Here is a 24,762-nt window from a genome sequence, read left to right on the forward strand (position 1 = left end):
TCCAAAAACGGTAAATGGGTGCTTACTATCAATTATTTCAGTGCCTGCGAATGGGATTCAAACGATTTCTTTTTGCGGTCGGCGCGGTTGACAAAAGGGATAATCATCGGGGCAGTGCGCTTGTAGTCCTGGTACCTGGCCCCGAAATGATCCACCAGGTCTTTTTCTTCAAACCGAATGGCGATCAGCATATAGGTAGTCGTCATAAAGGCAAAAAACAAATGAGCGGCCGTCATGACAGGGGTAGACCAGAACGCGATCATAAAGCCCAGATACAACGGGTGACGTACGTACTTGTAAAAGAAAGGCGTCCTGAAAGACAGCGATTGATACGTTTTACCAGTAAAATACAATCCAACCTGTCGTAACCCGAACAAGTCGAAGTGATTGATCAGAAACGTACTCACCAGCACGATCGTGAAACCAAACATGGACGTCAATTGAAGCACGAGCCGTGCCGTTTCGGATTCGACCGACCAGATCACGCCGCCGATCGGCTCCCATTTCCAGAACAGTAATATCAAACAGAGGCTTGCCAGCAGCACATACGTACTCCGTTCAATGGGTTCGGGGACAAAGCGTGTCCACCACTTTTTAAACGCAGGCCGGGCCATAATGCTGTGTTGAAGCGCGAAAACGGCAAGCAAGCCCGCGTCGACAAGCAAGGCGTAACCCAGCGGACTTTGTGGAGTGCTGTCGATGTGTTTGGGCACCAAAAATGTGCTCACAAAACCCATCGCGTAGCAAAAGGTAGCAAAGAAGATGACATATGAGACAATGCCATACATTAAGAAGACTAATTTTTTCATGGTTTAAAAGATAAATGAGAAAAGAGTAAATGAATAATCTGGTAGCAAAATTAGCGGGAGTAATGGGCGTCGGATTGTATTATGGATGCAGATCCAGGTAATGGTGAGCCCCGGGAAATAGCCCATTTCTCATTGTCTCAGAAATACCTGGATTTGAATCGACAATACAAGTGCAGGAGCTTTTAGGGGATGACTTTTGTAGGCAAAAAAGTCATGAAAAATGAAAGAAATGTTTCTATTACTCAGCCCGCCTGGAATTATGGTGCTGTTGTCCTGCGCGCCGGCCTTGCTCTATGGGCAGGTGCGTATTGCGGGCAGGATTACGGATGGGCAAGAACATGTGCCTTACGCCACGGTGCAGTTGTTAAAGCCAGACTCAGCTTTCGTTAAGGGCGTCATAGCCAGCGACAGCGGAAATTTCATGCTCGATGGGCTGCTTCCGGGCCATTACCTCATTGCCGCATCAGCCGTTGGTTACGAACGATGGGTGTCAGGACCTTATAATTTGAAAGGCAATGCGACATTTTCCGACTTCGTATTGGAACGTACGGCTCAGTCGCTGGCCGAGGTGTCGGTGAAAGCGGGAAAGCCATTTGTCGAGGAAAGGGCAGACCGGCTTGTCCTCAACATCCGCAACAGCATTTCCTCATCGGGCAGTACGGTGTTGGAAATCCTGCAAAAAGCGCCGGGCGTGACAATCAACCGGCAAAGTGGTAGCATCGCGATGAACGGCAGAACGGGCGTGCAGCTGATGGTGAATGGAAAAATGATGCAGGTTGCCGCGGATGTGGCCATCCAGATGCTCGACGGAATGATGGCCGGTAATATCGAAAAGATTGAACTGATCCATTCGCCCTCCGCAAAGCACGATGCCGAAGGAAATGGCGGGATTATCAATATTGTCACCAGCCATGGTGCCGAGCATGGCTTGAACGCCAACATCGGGCTGACTTTGGGACAACGATGGGCTGAGACACTGGGCGCAAATGGCAGCATTACCTACCGCAATCGGAAATGGAGCTGGTCGGCCGATTATGCGCTTCTCCGAAATCATAATCTGCATATCATGGAAATTGAGCGGAACTCGCCGACATCCGATTTCAGACGGAAAATAACCGTTCGCAATCGTCGCCATAATGTGACCACCCAGCAAAACCTGAATGCAGGGTTGGAATGGCAGGCCAGTGAAAAAGTGCTTTTCAGCCTCGGGTTTTCGGGTTACAAAAGAAATTGGCAAATGACCGCCGGAATCCACGATACCGACCGCGTATTGCCGGATTCGACGGCTATCGCTGACACGCGGGTAAGGCAATCCAACATTTGGCAAAGTTTGGCGGGAAGCATCGGAATGGTGGCGAAAGTTGGTACCGGGAGCGAACTGAGTATTGGAGTTGACTACCTGTATTACCACAATGATAACCCTTCCTCTTACGACCAGACCCTACTGCACGAGCAAAGCCAATCGAAATATTCGCGAAAAACCGAGCTCTCTAAAACCACGCCAATCCGTTTCTGGGTGGGACGGGCAGATTATAAACGGAAAGCTTTTCGGGTTCTTACCATGGAAACGGGCGTAAAATTCTTTGTATCGGGGCTAGATAATGATGTCGTCGTTCAACGACTGATTGCGTCCGATTGGGTGGTAGATCCCGCTTTTAGCGAACGTTCGCTGCTGGACGAGCAGGTAGGCGCAGCTTATGTATCTGCTACCTGGCAGGGCGGGCGGCGCTGGCTGTTGACCGGCGGCATGCGTTACGAATATACACATACGTTCATACGCACGGCCAGCGGGCGGATCGATCGGCGCTATGGCTATTTCTTCCCGAGCTTGCTCATCAAAAAGGAGCTGAAACCCGGTCACGACCTGCAAATATCATATTCCAGGCGCATCACCCGTCCGACTTACAGCGACATTGCCCCATATAGTGTATTCTGGAGTTCCAACACATTCATCGCCGGAAATACCTCGCTATGGCCCGCTATCGCCGATGCGTTACGATTGTCGTATGTGGCAGGCAGGTCCGCTATTTCCATCCAGGCCAACCATGTAAAAAATGAGGTCGCCACATTGCAGCCGCAAATCGATAGCCTGGGCACTTTAATTTATCGGTCGGAAAACGTACCCTCTTCCAAAACAATCAGTTTATCGGGCTCGCAGGGGTTGAAACTGACCAGCAGCTGGGAGATACAGGGCAACTTTACATTGCACTACCAGACAATCCGGATTATGCATTTGTCCCATAAAATCAGCAAAGACCTTGTCGGGTTGAATGCCAACCTCACGACCGTTTATTCGCTGCCAGAAGACTTCTCCGTCGAATTATCCGGCATCTTCATTTCAAGGTACATGTCGGGGATCTCCGAATACCTGCCTTCCGGCTCGCTTAATGCGGGTATCCAAAAGAAATGGGGAAAGCATGGTACGGTCAAACTGGCGATGGACGACATTTTGTATACCAACAAATGGCGCATCCGGACTTACCACCCCGAGGTCGGCCTGGACCTTCGTTTCCGTTACGACTGGCATAACCAATTTCTGCGCATTACCTACGCCCGGAACATCGGGAACAGCAAGCTTCGGACCCTCAAAGTGAAATCCGGCTCGGAAGAAGAGCGGGGCAGACTCGGAAACTGAAATCATGAAAACACTTTACATCCTACCGCACCCGGTTTTCCGGGTAGTGACACTCATATTGTGTTCCGTGCTGAATGGTGCCTACGGGCAGACCGGCGCGCAACCAGCTGATACCGTCTATAAAAACGAGCCCCGCGAATTGGATGAATTGCTTGTCAGGGGCATCAAACCGGTTTTTGAACAGCAGGGCGACCGGATGGTCTTGAACCTAGGAAGCAGCCTCAGCTCTTCGGGAAATACTTTGCTGGAAATACTTCAGAAATCGCCCGGTGTGACGGTCAACCGGCAAAGCGGCAGCATTTTGATGAATGGCAGGGCAGGTGTGCAGCTGATGATCAATGGAAAAATGGTACAGGTGGCGGCAGATGCCGCGATACAAATGCTGGCAGGGATGAGTGCGGCAAATGTCGAGCGAATCGAGTTGATCCATACGCCCGGAGCCCGCTACGACGCGGAGGGAAATGCAGGCATTATTCACATCATGACAAAAAGCAATGCGGAACTGGGTACAAGCGGCTCTGCGGGGCTCACGCTGGGAATGAAAGGTGCGGAAAACTTCGGGACCAATTTTACGCTGCATCATCGCGGACAACGTCGGGCCTGGTTTGCAGACTATTCGCTTGTACGTGATGGTAACCTGCATACAATGCTCCTTGAACGGAAAGCGGCGAATGACGCGATCGGGATTTTGGTCATGGACAAAAGTCGGCGTAAAAATGTGACCGTTCAGCAAAATCTCAGCGCAGGGCTCGAATGGAAGATGACTAATGCCAGCACTTTGAATGTTGGGCTTACAGGTTACAAACGGAACTGGCAGCTCGACGCAATCACAAACGGTATCAACCAACTGAAACCGGATTCAGCCGTGGACAGTCAAATCGGTATCCGCGAGTCCAATGTATGGCAAAGCTTTGCAGCGGCTGTCGGAGTGCAGGTCAAACTAAGTCCGAAAAGCGGTATCGGTGCCGGGGTCGACTATTTGTATTATCACAATGACAATCCTTCGGACTACGACATGGTTTTGTTTGAAACCAACCACAAGGAATCACGTTCGATGATCGACCTGAGCAAGGATACGCCCATCAGGATCCTGGTAGCGAAAGCGGATTTTTATCACGTAGAAAACCAGTCGTTTTCTTTGGAGGCAGGCCTAAAAGGTGTGTTTTCGGTGCTGAAAAATGATGTGCTGGTAAAACGGCTGGAACAAAGCCGGTGGATAACCGACCCGGACTTTAGCTCTCACGCACGGCTCGATGAAACGACAGGCGCCATTTATATCTCTTCGAAATGGCAGCCCGTAAGCCAGTGGCAGCTCTCGGGAGGCTTCCGGTACGAATATACCGCTCAGCGATTGAACCAGCGCAACAGGCATTACGGATACCTTTTTCCCAGTTTCTCGGCCACCCGCATGCTAGGCACCGAAAAGGAAGTACAACTTTCCTACGCCCGCCGGATCACACGTCCGACCTATAATGATATCGCGCCATATGTTTTTTTCTGGGGCACCCAATCATTTTCCGCAGGCAATACAGCATTGCTTCCGGCGGTATCCGATGCGGTGAGGCTGGGTTACCGCATTGGTCGCTGGACGGTGGCGGCCTATCATTCCCATTCGGCAAACGAAATTGCGTTCATGCAGCCCGAAGTAGACGCGACGGGCAATCTGATCATGCGTTCGCAGAACCTTGCATTTCTGAATTCAACAGGCCTAACCACTGCCTATGCAGCCAAACTGGCTTCCTGGTGGGACGTGCAATGCGGGCTGACGACTCAGTATCAGGCCGGTAAAACAGATAGGGCATCCGGCCATGTGCGCCGCAAGCTGTACAGTGCAAACCTGAATTTAACAAGCATCATACAGTTACCCTGGCAACTGGCTGTTGAGATTTCGGGAACACATCAATCCAAAACCTTATCCGGTATATCGGTATTTCTGCCTTCCGGATCACTGAATGCCGGCATCCGTAAAAATTTCGGGCAAAAAGCGTCGCTGAAACTGGCGATGGACGATATCCTGTACACCAATTTGTGGAGGGTCAGCTCCAATCTTCCCGAACAAAACCTGGATTTGTACTTCCGCTATGATTGGCACAACCGGTTTATCAGGATCACCTTCAACAGAAATTTTGGTAACGGAAAACTGAAATCAGTGCCGTTGAAGTCAGCTTCCGATGAGGAGCGCGGCAGGATTAATTAACCTTTAACATAAACAAAACAAATGCAACGCAGAGACTTTATCAAATCCGGCGCCATCGTGGCCGGCTCGGTGATCATACCCTTTTCACGGCAGGAGAACCGGAAAAAGATCAGGCTGGCCATTCTGGGAACCGGTAATTGGGGTACCAATGTCATCATTCCAAGCGCGCTGGCTTCGGGACAGTTCGACATCGTTGCCTTGTGCGACGTCAACCTCGAAGCATCGAAACATGCAGCAGAGGAAGTGGTCAGGCTAGGAGGGAAGCGGCCCGAAATGTTTACTTCCTATCAACAGCTTTATCAAATGCAGGGCCTTGGGGCAGTCGCGATCGTCACGCCCACGCATTGGCACGCGCTCCATTTTGTTGCAGCGTGCCGGGCAGGCTTGCATGTGTTTCTCGAAAAGCCGATCAGCTACGATATCCGCGAAGGGCAGGCAATGCTGCAAGCCCACAGGCAAGCCCGCAATGTCGTACAGGTCGACTTTCCCAGGGTAAAAGGGCGGGTCAACGACGAGGTGAGCGCATTCATCGCCAGCGGCGAAGCCGGGAAGATACGGGGAGCACACGCCAATATTTATCATCATGAGGGCCGGTTGGTCGAAAAACCCATTCCCGCGACGATCGACTTCGACGCTTTTTGCGGCCCGGCACCGAAATCGAAGTTTTTGTGTGAACCAGACCAGAGCATTCCCATGTGGCGGGGCCAGCGTGCTTTTAGCAGAGGGATCTTGTTTGATTGGGGAATACATTATATACACAACGCCAGGAAAGTGCTGGGCCTTGGTCTGCCCGGAGAGGTCTCGGCGGCCGGCGGGATTGTCGGCCACGATGCGATCGATAATCCCGACCATCTCGACGTACGCTTTGATTTCGGCGGCCTGCCGGTAACCTGGTCACACAAAACCTGGGGTTATGTATCGCCGGACCCCGATCGCAACTACGGCATCTACTATTATGGAGAGAAAGCGACCATTTTTGCCGGTGACATGGGATGGGAAGTCCACCCGGTCGGCAGCTCCGCGAAGACGAGCTATGGGGATATCCGATTCAATCCCGGTGATCCAAAAGTCTGGAACGAATACCTGGCGATGACGACCAGCCTGTGGGAAGAATTTGCCATACAGATCGGCAAAAACTCCAATGACGGCATTACCAATTCGCTGGAAGACGCCTATCGGACCACGGCCGCCGTGATCTACGCCGATATCGCCTACCAGGTAAAAGCGCACCTCCGGATCGATGCGGACACAATGTCGATTTTGAACAATAACGAAGGCCAGAAACTGCTGAAACGAACCTACAGGGCGCCGTATGCAGCTTTTGATTTAACCGAAATATCCGGGCGATAGCCTGATGACCATCTTACATTCCAATTTTTTTTAATCCAAAACAATGCAAAAGTCCATGAAACAAATGAAACAATTGACACGCGCATCGCGCATTTTGATGCTTGCCTTCGCGGCTACGCTCTGGGCCACTTCCTGCACGGACCACGAACCGACAAACAATCCCGACGCCGGTAGTTTTTCCGCCGAAATAGCCGCTTCCTGGCTGACCATGCAACTGAAAATAGCCCAGTCGATGCCTGCCCCGCCTCCCGTTCTGGCACGACGGTTTGCTTATTCCGGTATTACGCTCTACGAATCCGTCGTGCCGGGATTGGCCGGTTACCAATCGATTGCCCCGCAGCTTAGCAACCTGCCCGCGCTTCCTCAGATCACGTCAGGCACTTATTACTGGCCCGCCAGTGCCAATGCAGCCCTGGCGGAGATCAACCGCTCGATCCATCCGGGACTTTCCGCCGTGAACAAGGCGAAAATCGACTCGCTTGAAGCAGCCAACCTGGAAGTATACAAGCAAAGTCGCCCGATCGAAGAACTGGAAAGATCGGCGGCATTCGGGCGCAGCATTGCATTGGCCATATTCAACTGGTCGAAAACCGATGGATATGACAACGCCACCCCTTACACACCGCTCTCCGGGCCGAGCTATTGGAAGCCCACACCACCCGCATTCGCCCCGGCCATTCTTTCCAACTGGGGGAAAGTACGCCTGCTGGTAGCCAACAGCGACCAGGATGCCCCGCAAGGCGCACCGATCCCGTATTCGGAGGACCCGGCTTCGCCCTATTTCAAGCAAGCGGAAGAGCTTTACAATATCTCGCAAAGCCTCACCACCGAGCAGCGTAACATCGCCACCTATTGGCCCGATAATTCCTGGCACAATATCCTGAGCCAGGTATTGGCCAAAGAAAAGCCCAAACTCGGCAAGGCGGCAGTTGCATTTGCGCAGTTGGGCATCGCCATGTCCGATGCCGCCATTAGCCTATGCAAGGAAAAATACGTTCACCAGGGCGTGCGGCCGGTGACTTTTATACGTAGCGTGATGAACCGCCCAAGTTGGAATACTGTCATCCCGACGCCCCCGCATCCCGAATTTCCCTCCGGACATTCGGTAATGTCGGCCGCAGCGGCAGAGACTTTGTCCTCTTTGTTTGGCCAAAACTATGCATTCACCGATGTACCTTACAATCTGCCTGCCTTTGCACCGCGCCATTTCAATTCCTTTGAAGAGGCAGCAGCCGAGGCGGCCGTCTCGCGGGTGTATGCGGGCATTCATTACCGCAAAACCTGTGAGGTAAGTCTCGTTCACGGGAAGAAAGTGGCGCAGAACGTGACGCAGAAATTAAAATTTAACTAGGTGTGAAACACAGGCATTCGAATGTAATTTCGAATGCCTGTGTCTTACTAAGGATTCGTTTATTCCTGCCCCACTGTTATCAGATCGGACAATCGTTAGTAGCTGAAAGTTTTTGTAAGAAATTTTAACAGAATTAAACTGTTTTAATATTCAGTTAATCCTCGCGCCTTACTTTTAGTAACTGAAACGTCTTGTCCCGCAAAGTGGAGAATTTATCAGATACTGAATTGCTTGTGTTGATCCAGGGAAATAGCCAGAAAGCTTTCGCAGCAGTGGTCCACCGACACAGGAGGCAGCTTTACAGCCAGATTTACAGAAAAACCGGTTGTGAGGAAACTGCCAAGGATATTTTGCAGGAAATTTATATCTCGCTCTGGAAGAACCGTTCGACCATTCAAATTGACAATTCTTTCCTGCCGTATTTATCCAAAGCGGCACATTATAGGGTCGTGGACGAGTACCTGGCACGTGAGAAAAAGAAGGCGGCCCACGCCTCGATCCTTGCCGTGGGCGGCGAGCAACAATGGTCGGCGGAAGAGGATATCCTTGCCGCCGATCTTGAATCCCGGTTTGCAGACAGGTTGCGAAAATTGTCGCCGGTGGTTCAGCAGGTATTTGCATTAAGCCGGCAGGAAGGGTTGAGTGTCAGGGAGATTGCCGCTCAGTTGTCCCTTTCCGAACAAACTGTTAAAAACTACATCAGCCTGGCGCTCCGGGCATTGCAGGAGACACTCAGGAAGGAACAGGCGCTGTTCTACATCGGCGTCGGTATCCTGCTTTCCTGATGCACGCTTTGAATGCATTTAAATATTTTATTAACAATTAACAGGTTTGTTAACGATTGTTTAATGGTACCTCATTGTCATTTCGCGGATGATATGGGTGTATGGAAAATCAATCTGACGAACAACATTACAAATTGCCCGGCGAGGACGATATCGAGCGGGCATCCCTCGAAGCGGCCCGGAAGGCGATCGGCCAGGTGGCCACAATGCAAAGGCAAGAGCGCGTCGGCCGGATTATGGCCCTGGTGCCCGCTATGAAAGTGGCGGCATTGGTGGCGGTCGCTTCATCACTTGCCTTTTACTTCTTCCTGAAATCAAAACCTTCTGCGCCGCAGGTGTTCACTGTCGCAACAAAGGCAGGCGAACGCAGGCGTGTGACCCTTCCCGATGGTTCGGTTGCCGAGCTAAATGCGGCCTCAGACATTACTTATCCCGCGCATTTCGGGGAAACCCGTGAAGTCCGTCTTTCCGGCGAGGCATTTTTCAAGGTGAAGCGTGATACCGCTCATCCTTTTGTCGTGCATAGCGGGGAAATAGACGTGAAGGTTTTAGGAACTTCATTCAATGTAAAAGCCTATCAAAACGACGCGGTTTCACGCGTCACTGTCGCTACCGGTAAAGTAGGCGTGCAGAAGCAAGCTTCGTCGCCCGGCGTTCCGACGCCCGGCGCTCCGGCGCCCGGCGCTCCGGCTATACTTCTACCCGGTGACCAGCTCATTTTCGATCATGTTTTATCTTCATTCAGCCTGCGCAAGGTTGATCCAAAAGAAGCGGCAGACTGGCAACAGCAGGCCCTGTCTTTTGAATTCCAAACCCTGCGGGACATCAGCGCCGAGCTGGGGAGGGTTTACGGGGTCACCTTCGATATCCGCGATACGCAGCTTGCCGGGAAAAGGTTTCAGCTGAGAGTCAAAAATGAATCGCTTGCCAATATCCTCAAACTGCTCAGCATTTCGGGCGACGGCTTTTCCTATAAAATCCAGGACAAGGTCGTGATCATCGAATAATACTATCCACCTGATTTTCACTCATCCCTTATTTCACTCAACCGAATTTACCAATCTATTCACATCATGAATTCCATGACCTATTCATTTCACTCCGTTTACCGGTTCTGGCGACGAACGGCATTGGTTGCAATGCTCGCGACCGCATCAACGGCGGTATTTGCAACCCACCACGACGGGCGCCAGCAGGACCCGGCGAAGGTATCCATCCATATTTCCAAAGGTACCTTGCATGAGGTATTGTCGGCGGTTTCCAAGCAATCGGGGATCAATTTTGTGTATTCCGAGGAATTAGGCAAGACTGGTTCCATTAGTTTGAATGTGACAAATACCCCGCTCGGCAAGGCACTCAAACACCTGGAAGAAAACTATCAGCTTCGCTTTGAACAAGTCAACAACACGATTGCGGTGAGCCGGGCAAATACCCGCAAGAGCGCGGAGCAAGGGAAGGTTTCGGGCAAGGTAACCGACGAAAAGGGCGAGATCCTGCCCGGCGCGAGCATCCGGATCGTCAGGACCAACGGCAGCGGTACCGACCGTTCCATAGGTGCAATGGCGAACGATCAGGGTGTTTTTACACTGAATATCCCGGAAGGTACTTATGCACTCGAAGCGTCTTTCATCGGTTATCAGAGCGCGCTGAACGGTAACGTGGTCGTAACCGGCGGGCAGACCCTGACCGTCAATTTCAGTTTGCGTGACGCCGGCCTTTTGAAGGAAGTCACGGTTACGTATGGTAAACAAAAGACCAAAGAGGTGACCGGTGCCATTGTGCAGGTGAATGCGGATGGATTGCAGGATATGCCTGTGACGCAATTCGCCCAGCAATTGCAGGGCCGGGCGCCGGGTGTGCAGATCGCCCAGACGAGCGGTCAGCCAGGCAGGGGAATGTCGTTCAGGATCAGGGGAGCGGCCTCATTGTTTTCGGAAGCACAGCCGCTTTTTGTAGTGGACGGCATGCCGGTGACAGGAAGTATCAATAACATCAACCCATCGGAAATTGAGTCCTTTTCGATCCTGAAAGATGCTTCGGCGACCGCTTTATACGGTTCCCGCGCAGCAAACGGGGTAATCCTGATCACCACCAAGCACGCCCGCCCGGGTGATTCGATCATCGAGTTCAATGCGAATTACGGCATTCAGAAAATCCCGCAAAACCGTATTCCGAGGACCATGAACGCAACGGAATTCGCACAGTTTATGAAAGAGCGATATGAGGACCGCGTGAAGTACGAAGGATTGAACCCCGCAACTACACCGCTCGACAAGGAATACCAGGATCCGGCATCCAATGGGATAGGGACCAACTGGTTTGACGTGCTAACCCGCTCGGCACCGGTCCAATCCTACGACCTGACGGTCAGGTCGGCGCGGGATAGGTCCTCATCGGCTGTGATTGCGGGTTACCAGGAGCAGCAGGGGGTGATGATCAACAATTCCAGCAAGCTGTTCTCGCTGCGCCTTAACCAGGACCTTTCGCTGAGCAACAACAAGATCAAAATCGGTTTCAATATCGCACCCAGTTACCGGATCGATCACAACAACCGGCTGACGACCGATGGTGTGGGTGGTTTGTTCCAGAAGACGCTGGAAGCCAGTCCGCTATTCGCGCCGGTGAACCCTGATGGCACCATGCCTCAATTTGTAAACTCGCCGGGAATGGTGTCTTACCTGAACCCGTACGCACAGCTCACACGCACGAAAGACGATTACATTACGACGCGCATCCTGGGCAATACCCATTTTGACTACGAGTTTCTGGATGGTTTGAGTTTTAAAACGAATGTAGGGATCGATAAAGGTGCGGAGACGAGAAACCAATTTTCGCCTTCGATCGTCACCACCAATTCCGTCGCGACGGGATTGAGCAGCTCGGTCGATAACTATTCGTGGACAGCCGAGGCGAATTTGCAGTATAACAAAACCTTTTTCAATGACCACAACATTGATGCGTTGCTAGGTTACTCGGCGCAGAAGTTTAATTCAGTCAGCAATTCGGTTTCCGGAACGGGCTTTCCCAGCGACGACGTGCCTTATCTGAGCGCCGCAACGGTGATCAGCGCGGGGGCTTCGAACACGACGCAATATTCGCTGCTCTCGCAGATTGCCCGTTTGAACTACAACTACAAAGGGAAATACCTGCTTTCCGGTGCCGTGCGCCGCGACGGTTCCTCCAAGTTTGGTGCCGATCGTAAGTATGGGTTTTTTCCTTCCGTTTCTGCCGGCTGGGTCGTGAGTGACGAGGCGTTTGTACAGGCTATTCCCAAAATCAGTTTGCTGAAACTGCGCGCCAGCTATGGTGTAACGGGGAATAACTTCTTCGGCAACTTCGTGTCCATCGCCAACCTCGGGGAGTTTAATTACATTCTCAACGGCGTGCTGGTACCGGGGCTTACCATTAATACGCTCGGTAACCCGGATCTGGCCTGGGAGCGCAACAAGCAATTCAATGTGGGCCTTGATCTTGGATTGTTCAACGACCGCGTGATGCTTACTTACGATTATTACAACAAGATCACCGACGGGCTGATCCAGGACCGGCCGATACCGCGTGCTTCCGGCTTTTCGACCATTAAGTACAATGTCGGGGTGTTCAAATTCTGGGGGCATGAAATCGGGATCAATACCAAAAACCTGACTGGTCCGCTGACGTGGAATTCGACGCTCAACATTTCGTTCGACCGGAATATCATCAAATCGCTCGTGGCCCCGGGCTTTATCCGCCGTAACAACACGGTAACTTCCGATTACTTCCGCCAGCAGGCAGGGCACAGCCTGGGTGAGTTTTACGGTTTTATATTTGAAGGATTATATAAAAACCAGGAAGATCTCGCAAACTCCGCCAAATACGGAAGTGCCTCCGATGTCGGCACGATCAAAGTGCGCGACCTGAATGGGGACGGCAAGATAGACGACGTAGCCGACCGCACGTTCATAGGCGACCCGACGCCTGATTTTAGCTTCGGATTTATCAATGATTTTAAATACAAAAATTTTGATCTAAGCATGACCATGTCCGGTGCCGTGGGTGGTGAAATTCTGAATGCCGCCAAATGGGCCTATTCGACGAACATGGATGGTTCGCGTTTGCCACTTGCAGCAGTGTCCGACCGCTGGCGGTCGCCGGAAAACCCTGGCTCAGGCGTTTATCCCAGGACCAAATCCGGTACCACGGGCATTGGTCGCTCAGTGAACAGCCAGTGGGTCGAGGACGGCAGCTACCTGACCCTGAAAAACATCTCGCTCGGCTACACCATGGATATGAAAGGCAAACTAGCACTGAGAAAGTTGCGTATGTATGCCTCCGTTCAACAGGCTTTCGTGCTTACGAAGTACACCGGCATGAACCCCGAGATCAGTTTCGACGGTCTGAATGCGACGAATGGTATCGGTATCGACGAGAATGCTTATCCGATCCCGAGAACATTCTCCCTGGGTCTTACAATGACATTCAAATGATGATTTTAATCTAAAAAATATGAAAAAGAACAATTTGCTCGGGCTTTCCCTGCTGGCGTTTGTCCTGACATCCTGCAATGACAGTTTCATCGACCTCTCGCCGAAAGACCAGTTTTCCGCAGGCACATTTTACCAGACCGAAGCGCAGTTCCGACAGGCGGTAACCGCTGCCTACGTGCCGATGCGCGATTTGCTGGACAATGATTTTTACGTAGCCGAAATGCGTTCAGATAATTCGCATTACGAATATGTGGCGGGCAACCGCGGGACGGCGATCGTTCACCGCGAAAACATTGGCGATTTCACCGACCAGTCGACCAACTCCTACACCAATGCCGTCTACTTTCATTGTTATAACGTTATTTCAAAAGCCAATATCGTGCTGACGAGGCTGGCTGGCGCTACGATTCCCGAAGCTGCGAAAGCGGAGGTCGAGGGGCAGGCAAAGTTTCTCCGGGCATTCAATTATTTCAGGTTGGTGAGATATTTCGGGCAAGTGCCGCTTTACCTGAGAGAAATAGAAAAGGTGGAAGATACATTTGTGGACCGTTCGCCGGTCGATGCCGTTTATAACCAGGTGATCGCGGATGCTACTGATGCGATCGCCAAACTTGCGGCGCCGGCGAGTTTCCCGCAGAATGGCCAGGCTACGAAAGGGGCCGCTACCATGCTGCTTGCCGAGGTTTATATGACGCAAAAGAAATATGCAGAAGCAGCACAGCTCCTCAATACATTACCCGCCATGGGTTACGGGCTGAACGCGAATTACGAGGATGCATTTTCGGTCACTAACAAAAACAGTAAGGAGTCGATTTTTGAAATACAGTATCTCGAAGGCACAGTGGCCGGTTCGCAGCCTAGTACGTTTGTCTACCAGTTCCTGCCAAGAACGACCAACACGCGGCTGATCACCACTTTTGGCACGACGGTTGTTTCCACCAACAACACCGGCAACGGTGGATGGAACACCCCGACCCAGGATATGATTGAGGCCTATGAGCCCGGCGACAAGCGCCTCGATGCGTCAATCGGGATCGCCGAGGGGACTTATAACACGAGCAGCTATCTCAACATTACAGCCAGCAAAAGCATCGTAGGATATGTACCCGAGACCGGTAAGACAGGCGTGCCATATATCAGGAAATTCCTCGGGCCGCATTCCAATCCAAACAATACCAATAACAACTGGCCTATTTACCGGTATTCGGATGCATTGCTGCTGTTGGCTGAGTCGTTGAATGAACAAGGGAAATCGGCCGATGCACTAGTGCCGCTTAACGAAGTGAGAAAGCGGGCAGGGCTTGCGGGCATTACGCAGACCGCACAGCCGGCATTGCGTGACATTATCGCGCATGAAAGACGTGTGGAGCTCGCTTTTGAAAACCACCGCTGGCTGGACCTGGTGCGTACCGGCAAGGCTATCGAGGTGATGACCGCACATGGGGCGAAGCTGAAAAAGCAGTACAGCTATCTCACCTCGGATTCGTACAATGTAACGCCAGACAAGCTGCTGTTGCCGATCCCGCAGTCCGAAAGGGAACTGAACCCGGGCCTGACGCAGAATCCGGGTTACTAATGCAGTGATTTGCAGTATAGGGATTTGATCAGATAGGAAGGTCGGGGCAATGCTGCATTGCCCCGACGATTCTTATACTTTCGCAATGCCGGTCGCATCGAGCATGAAATGATGCAGCTCGGTGTTTTTGACAAACGGGTTCAGGTTTTCACTCCCCGGACCGAACATGGCGAGCTCCACATAATCGGCCGAGTGGTCCATTCCCGCCCATCCAATGCCGGTGTAACGCGACTGTATGATCGCAAATTCTCTGAAAAGCGGCTTGTTGGCAATGTAAAGTCCTTTTTCATTTTTCGATCCCAGCAAACCGATCAATTTTTCCGCTTCCTCTTTTTTGATAGCATAGCCCTGCGCAAACTCGATCCGCTCGATCAGCTGTGAAGCCGAAGGCATCTCTTTCAGGTCGCCCATGATCCAGTTGTTGGTGTGCTTGTATTTTTGGAACAGGTCGAATTGCTTATCGCTTCCGAAAAGTCCGGGATTCGCATTGCCGTGGTCGGTGGTGATAATTACCAGCGTTTCCTTGTCTTTTGCGGCAAAATCCAGGGCAATTTGAATCGCCTGGTCAAACGCGATCTGGTCATAGATGAGCCCGCCCGCATCGTTGGAATGCGCCGCCCAATCCACTTTTCCACCTTCGATCTGCACGGCGAAGCCTTTCGGATTTTTCGATAGCAATTCGAGCGTCTTGCGCGTCATTTCTGCCAGTGACGGGACTGCCTTTTGAAGTTCCGCATTTTCGAATGTATCCAGCGAATAGGGCAGTGCGCCTTCACAGAACACGCCCATAATCGGTTTCTGCAAATTTGATAATGCCATCAGATCGTCCCGGTTTCGCGCCACATGGTAGCCCGCTTTTTGATAATCCCCCAAAAGGTCCTTCTTGTCTTTCCGGTGATCGGCCTGGAAAAACTCGGCACCGCCGCCCATCATCACGTCGAATTTCAGGTCGAGATATTGGTCCGCGATTTCGGACTCGTCGCCGCGCGATTTGTTGTTAATGCAAAAACCGGCCGGCGTCGCGTGCGTAATGGTCACCGAGGTCACGCAGCCTACGGATTTGCCGGCCTCTTTGAATTTCTGTAAAATGGGTTTGTTGAAGCTTCCGTCGGCATTTACATTCAGGTTGCCGTTGGGCACCTTCCGGCCGCCGCCCCAGGCTGAGCTTCCCGCTGCCGAATCGGTCACAATCGCGTTGGAAGAAGAAGTTTCCATGAATGCGCGCCGGCCCGTTTTTTCGGTATACAATTTCATCCAGGCACTCTCGCGTCCTTCCTTTCTTTTGAGTAGCAGATCGGCCATGTTCAGCGTGCCGGTGCTCATGCCGTCGCTCACCATAAAAATGATGTTTTTGGCAGAGTACCTGGATTTGAGCGTAGCGGCATTACCCTTTTCATTTCCAAAAATAGCCATCGGCCCCAATGCTAAACTGGCGGCGGTATTGGTAAAAAAATCCCTTCTTTTCATGTGGTGGATCAAATGCTTTAAGCGGTTTTCTGACTTTCGGCAAAGCTACATCCGGCGGTGTTAACCCAATGTTAAGTTGCGGATGGCGTGGGTTTTCTTAACAGCTATTTAAAGTTGAGGTCACGCCGGGAAAACGGGCGGGCGGTAGCTTTGGTGGTTTGAATATCACATAACTCACGTTTGATCAATGAGAAAGACACTACTATCAACCATTACAGCGGCATTTCTACGGGCCGTGCTCCTGTCCGGGGCCTGTTTTACCACATTTGCGCAGACGGCGCCGACAGCGCAAACGATCCCATTTTCTTTAACATCTGTCCAGCCACAGGTTTTGCCGGCCGGTGTTGCGGTACACCGTTTTGCCAGTGTACAAACAACACGCCCGGTATCTCCCGGCACCGCTGATCTTGTTGCGCTCGCCTCCAATGCCGGTGAGAACGCAGGCGGATGGCGCAGCGAAGGCACAAACGGGATCCTGGGAATAGGAATGCTGGCCTCTAACAGCGCACCCGCCGGAGCGGTGGTAGTGGCTTTGGATACAAGGGACAAGTCGGGACTAGTAGTAAAATGGAAAGCCAGGATCAGATATTTGCAGGGCAGTCGTGATAACAGTCTTGCCATTCAGGCCCGAATAGGTAATACCGGCAACTTTACAAATTTGGGAAGCGTGAGTGAAGTTTTTTCCACCACAACCTACAATACCGTTGGAGACTCCGCATCGTATTCACTGGCGCTTCCGGACTCACTGGCCGGGATAGAACTACTGCAACTAAGATGGGTATACTGGGAGTCGGCAGGAAGTAGTGGCAGCCGAGACAGGATTGCACTGGACGATGTTTCGATCGAAGAGGAAGTAACAGGGCCGGACATTACGGCTCCGACAATCAGCGCGCTAGCTCCCGCCGACAATGCAATCAATGTACAGACGACAGCCGCATTGAGCCTGACTTTTTCAGAGAATGTGGTGAAAAACACAGGATCTTTTACCATTACCAATGCAAATGATAATACTACACAGGTGATCGATGTCGCCTCGGCCAATGTAACGGTGGCCGGTGCAAAGGTGTCGATCTCGGGCGTTACGCTTGTAAATTCGACTTCCTATCACATTACACTCACAGCCAATTCCTTTGCCGACGAGGCGGGTAATGATTTTGCCGGGATCGCGGATGCGCAAACGTGGAATTTCACCACGATCGCACCTCCGGGAACCGTCACCAAAATCAGCGCTATCCAGGGAAGCGGACAACTTGCCGCGCTGACAGGCGAATACACCATTGAAGGAATCGTCACCCGCACCTTCCCGGGCGCTACCGGATTGAGCGGTTTCTACGTGCAGGAGGAAGATGCGGACGCCGACGGCGATCCGCTGACTTCCGAAGCGATCTTTGTGTACAATGTATCGGCCGACCCCGTGGGTGAAGTAAGCCCGAGCCAGGGCGACAAAGTTCGTTTGACAGGAGAGGTGATTGATTTCGTATCTACCACCAGCGGCGTTACGACGCGTTTGACCGAAATAAAAACTCTTACCACATTTGAAAACCTGGGCGCTTCGTCCTTGCCAACGCCGGTAGCCGTGAAACTGCCAGTTGCCAATGTAGCCGATCTGGAACGTTACGAAGGTATGTTGGCAGACCTCAGTGCAAACAGCGGAAACCTGGCAGTGACGGAATTCTTCGAACTGGGACGCTATGGTCAGGTACTGCTATCGGTGGATGGTGCCACCAACCAGCCGGGTACCGACGCCCGTCTCGATCAGTATACGCAGTTCAATGCGCCGAGTGTGAGTGGCTATGCGGCTTATATGGGCGAATTGGCTAAAAGACAAATCATCCTTGACGACGGCAGCACCCGCCAGAACCCGGACCCGATCATTTTCGGTCGTGGTGGAAACCCGTTGAGCGCGGGCAATACACTGCGCGGCGGCGACCTGGTTTCCAACATCATCGGCATTCTCGACGAGCGCCTCGAAGGCTACCGCATCCAGTCGGCTACCGGCATTAATTTCCAACCCGCCAACGAACGTCCGGCGACCATTCCAGGCCTTGCAGCCAGCGGAACTACGCCATCGCTGAGAATAGCAAGTGCCAATGTGCTTAACTACTTCGTGAACCTCGACGTTTCGGGAGATGAATACCGCGGCGCGAACACGGCAGCGGAATTTGAGCGTCAAAAAGCTAAAATCGTAAAAGCGCTGATACGCTCTCAGGGCGATGTGATCGGCTTGATGGAAATCCAGTCAAACGGAGCTACGCCAATCACCGCATTGAAGGATTTGGAAAACGGCCTGAATGCAGATCCGGAAGGCAGCGGTACTTATGCTTTCATTGACCCCGCTACCACCGGCGCATCGATTTCGACAGATGCAATTACCGTAGGTATTTTGTATAAAAAAGATAAAGTCACCCCGCTTGGCAATGCGGCCACATTGACCACCAGCCCAGCATTTGACCTGGTCGGCCGCCGTCCGCTGGCGCAGACATTCACCCAGAATTCAAATGGGGAAGTGTTCTCAGTGGTTGTCAATCACTTTAAGTCGAAAGGATCAAGCTCGGGCGGCGAAGGTGATGCCGACGCCAATGACGGGCAGGGATTCTCCAACGGAACGCGCAGCCGCCAGGCGACGGACCTTGCGAGCTGGCTGGCCACGCGGCCGACCGGAACCACCGACCCGGATTATCTGATCCTCGGCGATTTGAATGCTTACGCCAAGGAGAACCCGATCACGATTCTCGAAACGGCAGGTTACGGTAATTTGCTTCCCGCTTCATCTTATTCATATGTTTTCGACGGGCAATTTGGCTCGCTGGACCACGCACTGGCCAGCAAGTCACTTTCGAACCAGGTTACGGGCGCAGCCAAATGGCACATCAATGCCGATGAGCCAAGCGTGCTGGATTACAATACGGAGTTCAAATCAACCGGTCAGGTCGCCAGCCTGTACAGTGGCGACCACTATCGAGCGGCCGATCACGACCCGGTGTTAGTCGGTCTTTTTCTGGATAAGTCGTTGCCGGTTACCTACATTTCGTTTTCCGGAAATCTGAATGGCGGCAAGGTCACTCTGAATTGGAAAACCTCCCAGGAAACAGATAACGAAGGTTTTGAAGTGCTGAGAAGCGGAAACGGACGTGATTTCGAAGCCATTGGTTACGTGGAAGGAAATGCTACCACTACGCAGCAAAGCACATATAGCTTTGACGACCATCAGATCGAATCAGGCAAGATCTACTACTATCGGCTTAAACAAATGGATCTCAATGGAAATATGGAAATGTCACGCGTTATCGCCGTTAAAACGGCTTCTTCGGACAAGAGCGTTATCGTGTTTCCTAATCCGGGCGCAGGTCAGTTCACACTTTCTGGCAAGGACGTGAATAAGGCTTCTGTAAAAATGTTCAGCGTTTTGGGAGAGCAGATTCAAGTAACCGTTTCTCCCGCAGAATCCGGCGACGAGCTGGTCGTTACTGCCAAAACCCGTCTGCTACCCGGTTTGTACTATGTCAATTTCACAACGGGATCAGGAGTAAATGATACCGTGAAGGTGGTTGTGCAATAGTGAATTTTGAATGACTGAATGATTGAATGATTGAATGAGTGAATGAGTGAATGGAGGAATTTTGAAATGGAAAATAAACAGTACATTCAATCATTCAGTCATTCACTCATTCAAAATTCCACCAACAAACAACGCCCTCGCGTATTTTGAGGATTAGAACGGGTAGATTAATTTCAGGTTCTTGTTTTCCCTCAATGCGAATGTGGTGCCGATGTTTTTGGATGGTTCTGGTAGGTCTGTTGGGATGGATGCAGCATGGTGCGGCCCAGTCCGGCGGGTACCAGTTTGCGCGTTATAACACCGAACAGGGGCTCTCGCATAACCAGGTGAATTGCTTCCTGAAAGACAGCCGGGGTTTTGTGTGGATCGGCACAGCCAACGGCCTCAACCGCTTCGATGGATATTCTTTCCGGGTTTTCAAGCACGATCAGGCCGATTCAACAAGTATTTCGGACCATCAGATCAATGCGCTCTTCGAAGATCCGCAAGGTTCTATCTGGATCAATACCCGCGTCGGGTTCAACATCTACGACCCGGTTGCAGAGCGTATCGATCGCAATGCCGACCAGGCAGCCCGGCGTTTTGGGCTTCCCGACGCCAATTTTAACCGCATTATCAAAACCCGCTCCGGCGACTACTGGGTCAACCATAACAGGCTCGGGCTGTTGAAATACCTGACGGCCTCCAAAAAGCTTCTGAAAGTCAGGTTTGGTCCTTCCGAGGATTCGTCGGGGCCGGTGAAGCGCATGATCTCCGATTTCGATGAAGATTCCGAAGGTAATCTCTGGGTGGTTTGCGACGACGGTTACCTGGCGCGTGTGGATGCCGGCACGCATAGCATAACGATACAAAGCGCCTTGCTGCAAAACCGAAAGCTGGGCAATTTGTCCAATCACAAGGTTTTTGTAGACGACGATGGCGAACCTTGGGTGTATATCGTCAAAGCGGCGACAGGCGCATTTAATTTCGATTACAAAAACAACACTTTGCGCGTTGCCCATACCGCCGCATCCGATTTCAAGCTGAATAACAACGCCGTAACAACCATGCTCTCTGGTCCGGACGGCAAAATATGGGTTGGGACCGACCATGGGGGAGTTAATGTGCTGGACAAAGAGCGCGGGACGGTTTCCACATTGCTGTTCGATCCCGGCGATGCCCGTACCATCAGCCAGAATACAATCCAGGCATTGTACAAAGACCCGACCGGGATGATCTGGGCAGGGACATTCAAAAAAGGGTTTTGCGCCTATCATCGGAATATCTTCAAATTTTCCCTCGTTAAGCACTCGCCGGGTGATGCGCGCAGCCTGCCTTATGATGACGTCAATGTGTTCACCGAGGACCGCAGCGGGAATCTCTGGATCGGCACGAACGGTGGCGGCCTCATCCATTATGATCGCACCAATAACAGCTTCCGGCAATACCGGAATATCCCTGGCGATCGCAGTAGTTTGAGTAACGATGTGATTGTCAGTTTGTTCCTGGATAGGGCCAATGTGCTTTGGATAGGTACTTATTTTGGCGGCCTCAACCGGTTTGACGGAAAAAACTTCACCCGTTACCTGCATAACCCAGCCGATTCTACAAGTTTAATCGACGACCGGGTGTGGGAAATCTTCGAGGATTCGCAGCGACGTTTGTGGGTAGGTACCATGGCCGACGGGCTGGACCTGCTCGACCGGGACAAAAGCACATTCAGGCATTACAGGCGGCTGGCGCCGAATTCCGTCAGCTCGGATTACATTTCGGCCATGCTGGAAGACCGGGACGGCAATCTCTGGATCGGCACTGCCAATGGTATCGATGTGCTGATGCGTAAAACCGGCCGTTTCGTCCACTATGCCTACCGAGAAGGCAATCAGGACGGCCTGAGCAGCGATGCGATCACCGCATTGGCACAGGACCGGTTCGGCAACATCTGGATCGGTACTTCGGAGGGCCTCAACCGCTACGATGCCCGCCGCAATGCATTCGTGACCTACGACACCCGCCACGGGCTGCCGGACAACCACATTTTGACGGTAGTTGTAGATGATATGCAAAACCTGTGGCTTGGAACGCCCAAAGGGCTGGTCAATTGCGCGGTTACCAGGCGTACGGGCGGAGTGCCTACCGCATTTCAGGTGCGTACGTTCAATGAGGTCGATGGGTTGCAGGGGCGCGGCTTCAACGAAAATGCAGCTTTCCGTCTTCATAGTGGCGAACTAGTGTTTGGTGGTGCCAATGGTTTTTCCATCTTTGACCCCGCGGAGATCACCGACGACCGGGCGGCTGCGAAAATAACGCTCACCGATTTCCAGATTTTCAACAAAAGCATCAGGCCGGGCGAGTTGTACAACGGGGAATCGGTGCTGGATCAATCGATATCGCTGACCGATCGCATTGAGCTGAAATACAGTCAGAATGTTTTTTCGATCGAATTCGCAGCATTGAATTTCCTTCATCCGGAGAAAAATAATTACCTGTACAGTCTCAAAGGTTTTAACGACCAATGGTTTGAGGCCGACGACACCCGCAGGGTTACCTACACCAACCTTGACCCTGGCACCTACACTTTCAAAGTAAAAATGAAAGGGGCGGGCCTCGCTACCGAACGGAGCCTGCAAGTGGTGATCCTGCCGCCTTTCTGGCGGACGCCGTGGGCATATATTCTCTATTTCCTGCTCGTGGCGGGGGCGCTGATGGTCGCACGCTGGGTACTGATCGAACGCGAGCGAATGAATTTCAAGCTGGAACAGGAGCGCCGTTATGCCCAGCAAATGCACGAGCTGGATATGATGAAGATCAAGTTTTTCACCAATGTGAGCCACGAGTTCCGCACGCCGCTCACGCTCATGCTCACCCCGCTTGAAAATCTGCTTAAAAACATTCGGTCCGATCACACGGTACACCGGCAATTATCGCTCATTCACCGGAACGCCCAGCGGCTTTTCAACCTGGTAACGCAGATGCTGGATTTCAAGAAGCTGGAAGTAGAAGAAACGCGTTTTATGCCCGAACGGGGCGACATTGTACGTTTTGTGCGCCAAATCGCCCAGACGTTCTCGGAGCTGTCGGAACACAAGCACATCCGTTACCGCTTCGAAAGCGCGGTGGAATCGCGGTATGCGGATTTTGACCAGGATAAGTTGTCCAAAGTAATGTACAACCTGCTGTCGAATGCATTCAAATTCACGCCGGAGAATGGCCAGGTGACTGTCCGCCTGCGTACAATGCCCTCGGAGAATGGAGATGCATTGGAAATCAGGGTCGAGGACTCGGGCATTGGCATTCCCGTGGAGGCGCAGGCGAAGGTTTTCGAAAGGTTTTACCAGCATCCCATGCCCGAAAATATCATGAACCAGGGCAGCGGCATCGGCCTTTCCATAGCCGGAGAGTTTGTTAAGATGCATGACGGGAGCATCCAGCTGGAAAGCGAAGTAGGCAAAGGCAGTACTTTTATCGTGACCTTGCCCTTACGCGAGAGCGAGGCACGTTCGGCACCGATCCCGCTCACGGACGTATTGCCGGTGCAAGAGGCGAGTATTGAAATAGACCTTCCAGGAGAAAAGGGCACGAAAGCCAAACCTGTGCTGCTGCTCGTGGAAGACAACGATGAGTTCAGGGAGTATTTAAAAGAAGTATTTCAAAAAGAATATCAGGTGCTCGAAGCCGCGAACGGCAGGATAGGCCTCGATATAACCTTGGAACAAATACCGGAACTGATCGTGAGCGATGTCATGATGCCGGAAATGGACGGTATCGAGCTGTGCCGCACCATCAAAACCGACCGGCGCATTTCGCATATCCCGGTGGTGCTGCTCACGGCCCGCGCGGAGGAAGAGCAGCAGCTCCAAGGTTACCAGACCGGGGCGGACGCCTACGTGACCAAACCTTTCCGCCTGGATATATTGCGGGTCAGGATCGCCAACCTGATCCGGCAGCGTGAGCAGCTACAACGGCAATTCCAGCAGCATGTGGAGATCCGTCCGAGTGAGGTCGCCATTCGCTCGCTCGATGAGCAGTTTGTCAACAACGCCGTAAAAGCCGTCGAGGCAAACCTGGCCAACCCCGAGTTTACGGTAGAGGAGCTGAGCGACGCCATGTCGATGAGCCGGGTTTACCTTTATAAAAAAATCCTCTCGCTGACTGGCAAAACACCTATCGAATTCATCCGCATTATCCGCATGCGAAGGGGAGCAAGCTTGCTCGAAAAGAGCCAGCTCACCGTCGCGGAGATCGCCTATCAGATCGGCTTCAACAATCCCAAATACTTCGCCAAGCTCTTCAAAGAGGAGTATCAGATGCTGCCGACCGAATACCGAAAGCAGCACGTCGGGCAGGAGTAAATGAGAATAGTGCAATATATCAGTGTGATCCTCTCATATGGCCCGGCAATCACCTGCTCAATACTTGCTCATCGGATTTTCCTCCGTTGGCTTCCAAAATGGAATAAATAGTGAAAAAATAGCCTGTTTTTTCGTCCCGGTTTACAAATGACACCCTAATTGTAAACATATGGAGCCCTTGCTACATGTTTTTTGGTGACACATTTGTCCAACTATTCATTCGATTTGTACCAAAT

Annotated in this window: 12 protein-coding genes; 10 read left to right on the forward strand and 2 right to left on the reverse strand. The window is 51.9% G+C overall.

Going from position 1 to position 24,762, the window contains the following annotated elements:
* Nucleotides 1-32 precede the first annotated feature (32 nt).
* Entirely contained in the window at nt 33-809 is a 777-nt protein-coding gene (gene mddA / locus LZD49_RS20625) for a methanethiol S-methyltransferase (RefSeq protein WP_234669499.1), read from the reverse strand.
* A 220-nt stretch (nt 810-1,029) separates the two neighbouring features.
* Between mddA and LZD49_RS20630 the strand changes: the two genes are divergently transcribed.
* The 8 genes from LZD49_RS20630 to LZD49_RS20665 all read left to right on the forward strand — a co-directional run bounded on the left by LZD49_RS20630 (nt 1,030) and on the right by LZD49_RS20665 (nt 15,169).
* Nucleotides 1,030-3,444: a TonB-dependent receptor domain-containing protein gene (locus tag LZD49_RS20630; protein WP_234669501.1), complete on the forward strand. Its 2,415-nt coding sequence runs from the start codon at nt 1,030-1,032 to the stop codon at nt 3,442-3,444.
* Nucleotides 3,445-3,448: 4 nt separating this feature from the next.
* Nucleotides 3,449-5,641 carry an outer membrane beta-barrel family protein gene (locus tag LZD49_RS20635; protein ID WP_234669503.1) on the forward strand — a complete coding sequence of 731 codons (2,193 nt, stop codon included), beginning with the start codon at nt 3,449-3,451 and terminating at the stop codon, nt 5,639-5,641.
* 21 nt (nt 5,642-5,662) lie between these two features.
* On the forward strand, nt 5,663-6,991 hold the full coding sequence (locus LZD49_RS20640) for a Gfo/Idh/MocA family protein (RefSeq protein ID WP_234669505.1): 1,329 nt from the start codon (nt 5,663-5,665) through the stop codon (nt 6,989-6,991).
* Nucleotides 6,992-7,046: 55 nt separating this feature from the next.
* Nucleotides 7,047-8,342: a vanadium-dependent haloperoxidase gene (locus LZD49_RS20645; protein ID WP_234669507.1), complete on the forward strand. Its 1,296-nt coding sequence runs from the start codon at nt 7,047-7,049 to the stop codon at nt 8,340-8,342.
* Nucleotides 8,343-8,545: 203 nt separating this feature from the next.
* Nucleotides 8,546-9,127 carry an RNA polymerase sigma factor gene (locus LZD49_RS20650; protein WP_234669509.1) on the forward strand — a complete coding sequence of 194 codons (582 nt, stop codon included), beginning with the start codon at nt 8,546-8,548 and terminating at the stop codon, nt 9,125-9,127.
* A gap of 101 nt (nt 9,128-9,228) precedes the next feature.
* Nucleotides 9,229-10,134 (forward strand): FecR family protein, encoded by a 906-nt coding sequence (locus LZD49_RS20655; protein ID WP_234669510.1) that lies wholly within the window; start codon nt 9,229-9,231, stop codon nt 10,132-10,134.
* 66 nt (nt 10,135-10,200) lie between these two features.
* Nucleotides 10,201-13,593 carry a TonB-dependent receptor gene (locus LZD49_RS20660; protein WP_234669512.1) on the forward strand — a complete coding sequence of 1,131 codons (3,393 nt, stop codon included), beginning with the start codon at nt 10,201-10,203 and terminating at the stop codon, nt 13,591-13,593.
* Nucleotides 13,594-13,612: 19 nt separating this feature from the next.
* The gene (locus LZD49_RS20665; RefSeq protein WP_234669513.1) at nt 13,613-15,169 is read left to right on the forward strand and encodes a RagB/SusD family nutrient uptake outer membrane protein; all 1,557 of its coding nucleotides are present in this window, start codon (nt 13,613-13,615) and stop codon (nt 15,167-15,169) included.
* 72 nt (nt 15,170-15,241) lie between these two features.
* On the opposite strand, the gene LZD49_RS20670 is transcribed toward LZD49_RS20665, so the two are convergent.
* Nucleotides 15,242-16,636 carry an alkaline phosphatase gene (locus LZD49_RS20670; protein ID WP_234669515.1) on the reverse strand — a complete coding sequence of 465 codons (1,395 nt, stop codon included), beginning with the start codon at nt 16,634-16,636 and terminating at the stop codon, nt 15,242-15,244.
* A gap of 187 nt (nt 16,637-16,823) precedes the next feature.
* Here LZD49_RS20670 and LZD49_RS20675 point away from each other — a divergent pair, with 187 nt between their 5' ends.
* A complete protein-coding gene (locus LZD49_RS20675; protein WP_234669517.1) occupies nt 16,824-20,195 on the forward strand; it encodes an ExeM/NucH family extracellular endonuclease in 3,372 nt (1,123 codons plus the stop codon).
* Nucleotides 20,196-20,395: 200 nt separating this feature from the next.
* Nucleotides 20,396-24,526 (forward strand): hybrid sensor histidine kinase/response regulator transcription factor, encoded by a 4,131-nt coding sequence (locus LZD49_RS20680; protein ID WP_234669518.1) that lies wholly within the window; start codon nt 20,396-20,398, stop codon nt 24,524-24,526.
* Nucleotides 24,527-24,762: the final 236 nt, after the last annotated feature.

Origin of the sequence: Dyadobacter sp. CY261, from assembly GCF_021440085.1 — a bacterium.
Lineage (GTDB): Bacteria > Bacteroidota > Bacteroidia > Cytophagales > Spirosomataceae > Dyadobacter.

Coding starts and splice junctions, on each gene's coding strand:
- mddA (WP_234669499.1), bottom strand. CDS start 809: ATGAAAAAATTAGTCTTCTTAATGTATGGCATTGTCTCATATGTCATC.
- LZD49_RS20630 (WP_234669501.1), top strand. CDS start 1,030: ATGAAAGAAATGTTTCTATTACTCAGCCCGCCTGGAATTATGGTGCTG.
- LZD49_RS20635 (WP_234669503.1), top strand. CDS start 3,449: ATGAAAACACTTTACATCCTACCGCACCCGGTTTTCCGGGTAGTGACA.
- LZD49_RS20640 (WP_234669505.1), top strand. CDS start 5,663: ATGCAACGCAGAGACTTTATCAAATCCGGCGCCATCGTGGCCGGCTCG.
- LZD49_RS20645 (WP_234669507.1), top strand. CDS start 7,047: ATGAAACAAATGAAACAATTGACACGCGCATCGCGCATTTTGATGCTT.
- LZD49_RS20655 (WP_234669510.1), top strand. CDS start 9,229: ATGGAAAATCAATCTGACGAACAACATTACAAATTGCCCGGCGAGGAC.
- LZD49_RS20660 (WP_234669512.1), top strand. CDS start 10,201: ATGAATTCCATGACCTATTCATTTCACTCCGTTTACCGGTTCTGGCGA.
- LZD49_RS20665 (WP_234669513.1), top strand. CDS start 13,613: ATGAAAAAGAACAATTTGCTCGGGCTTTCCCTGCTGGCGTTTGTCCTG.
- LZD49_RS20670 (WP_234669515.1), bottom strand. CDS start 16,636: ATGAAAAGAAGGGATTTTTTTACCAATACCGCCGCCAGTTTAGCATTG.
- LZD49_RS20675 (WP_234669517.1), top strand. CDS start 16,824: ATGAGAAAGACACTACTATCAACCATTACAGCGGCATTTCTACGGGCC.
- LZD49_RS20680 (WP_234669518.1), top strand. CDS start 20,396: ATGTGGTGCCGATGTTTTTGGATGGTTCTGGTAGGTCTGTTGGGATGG.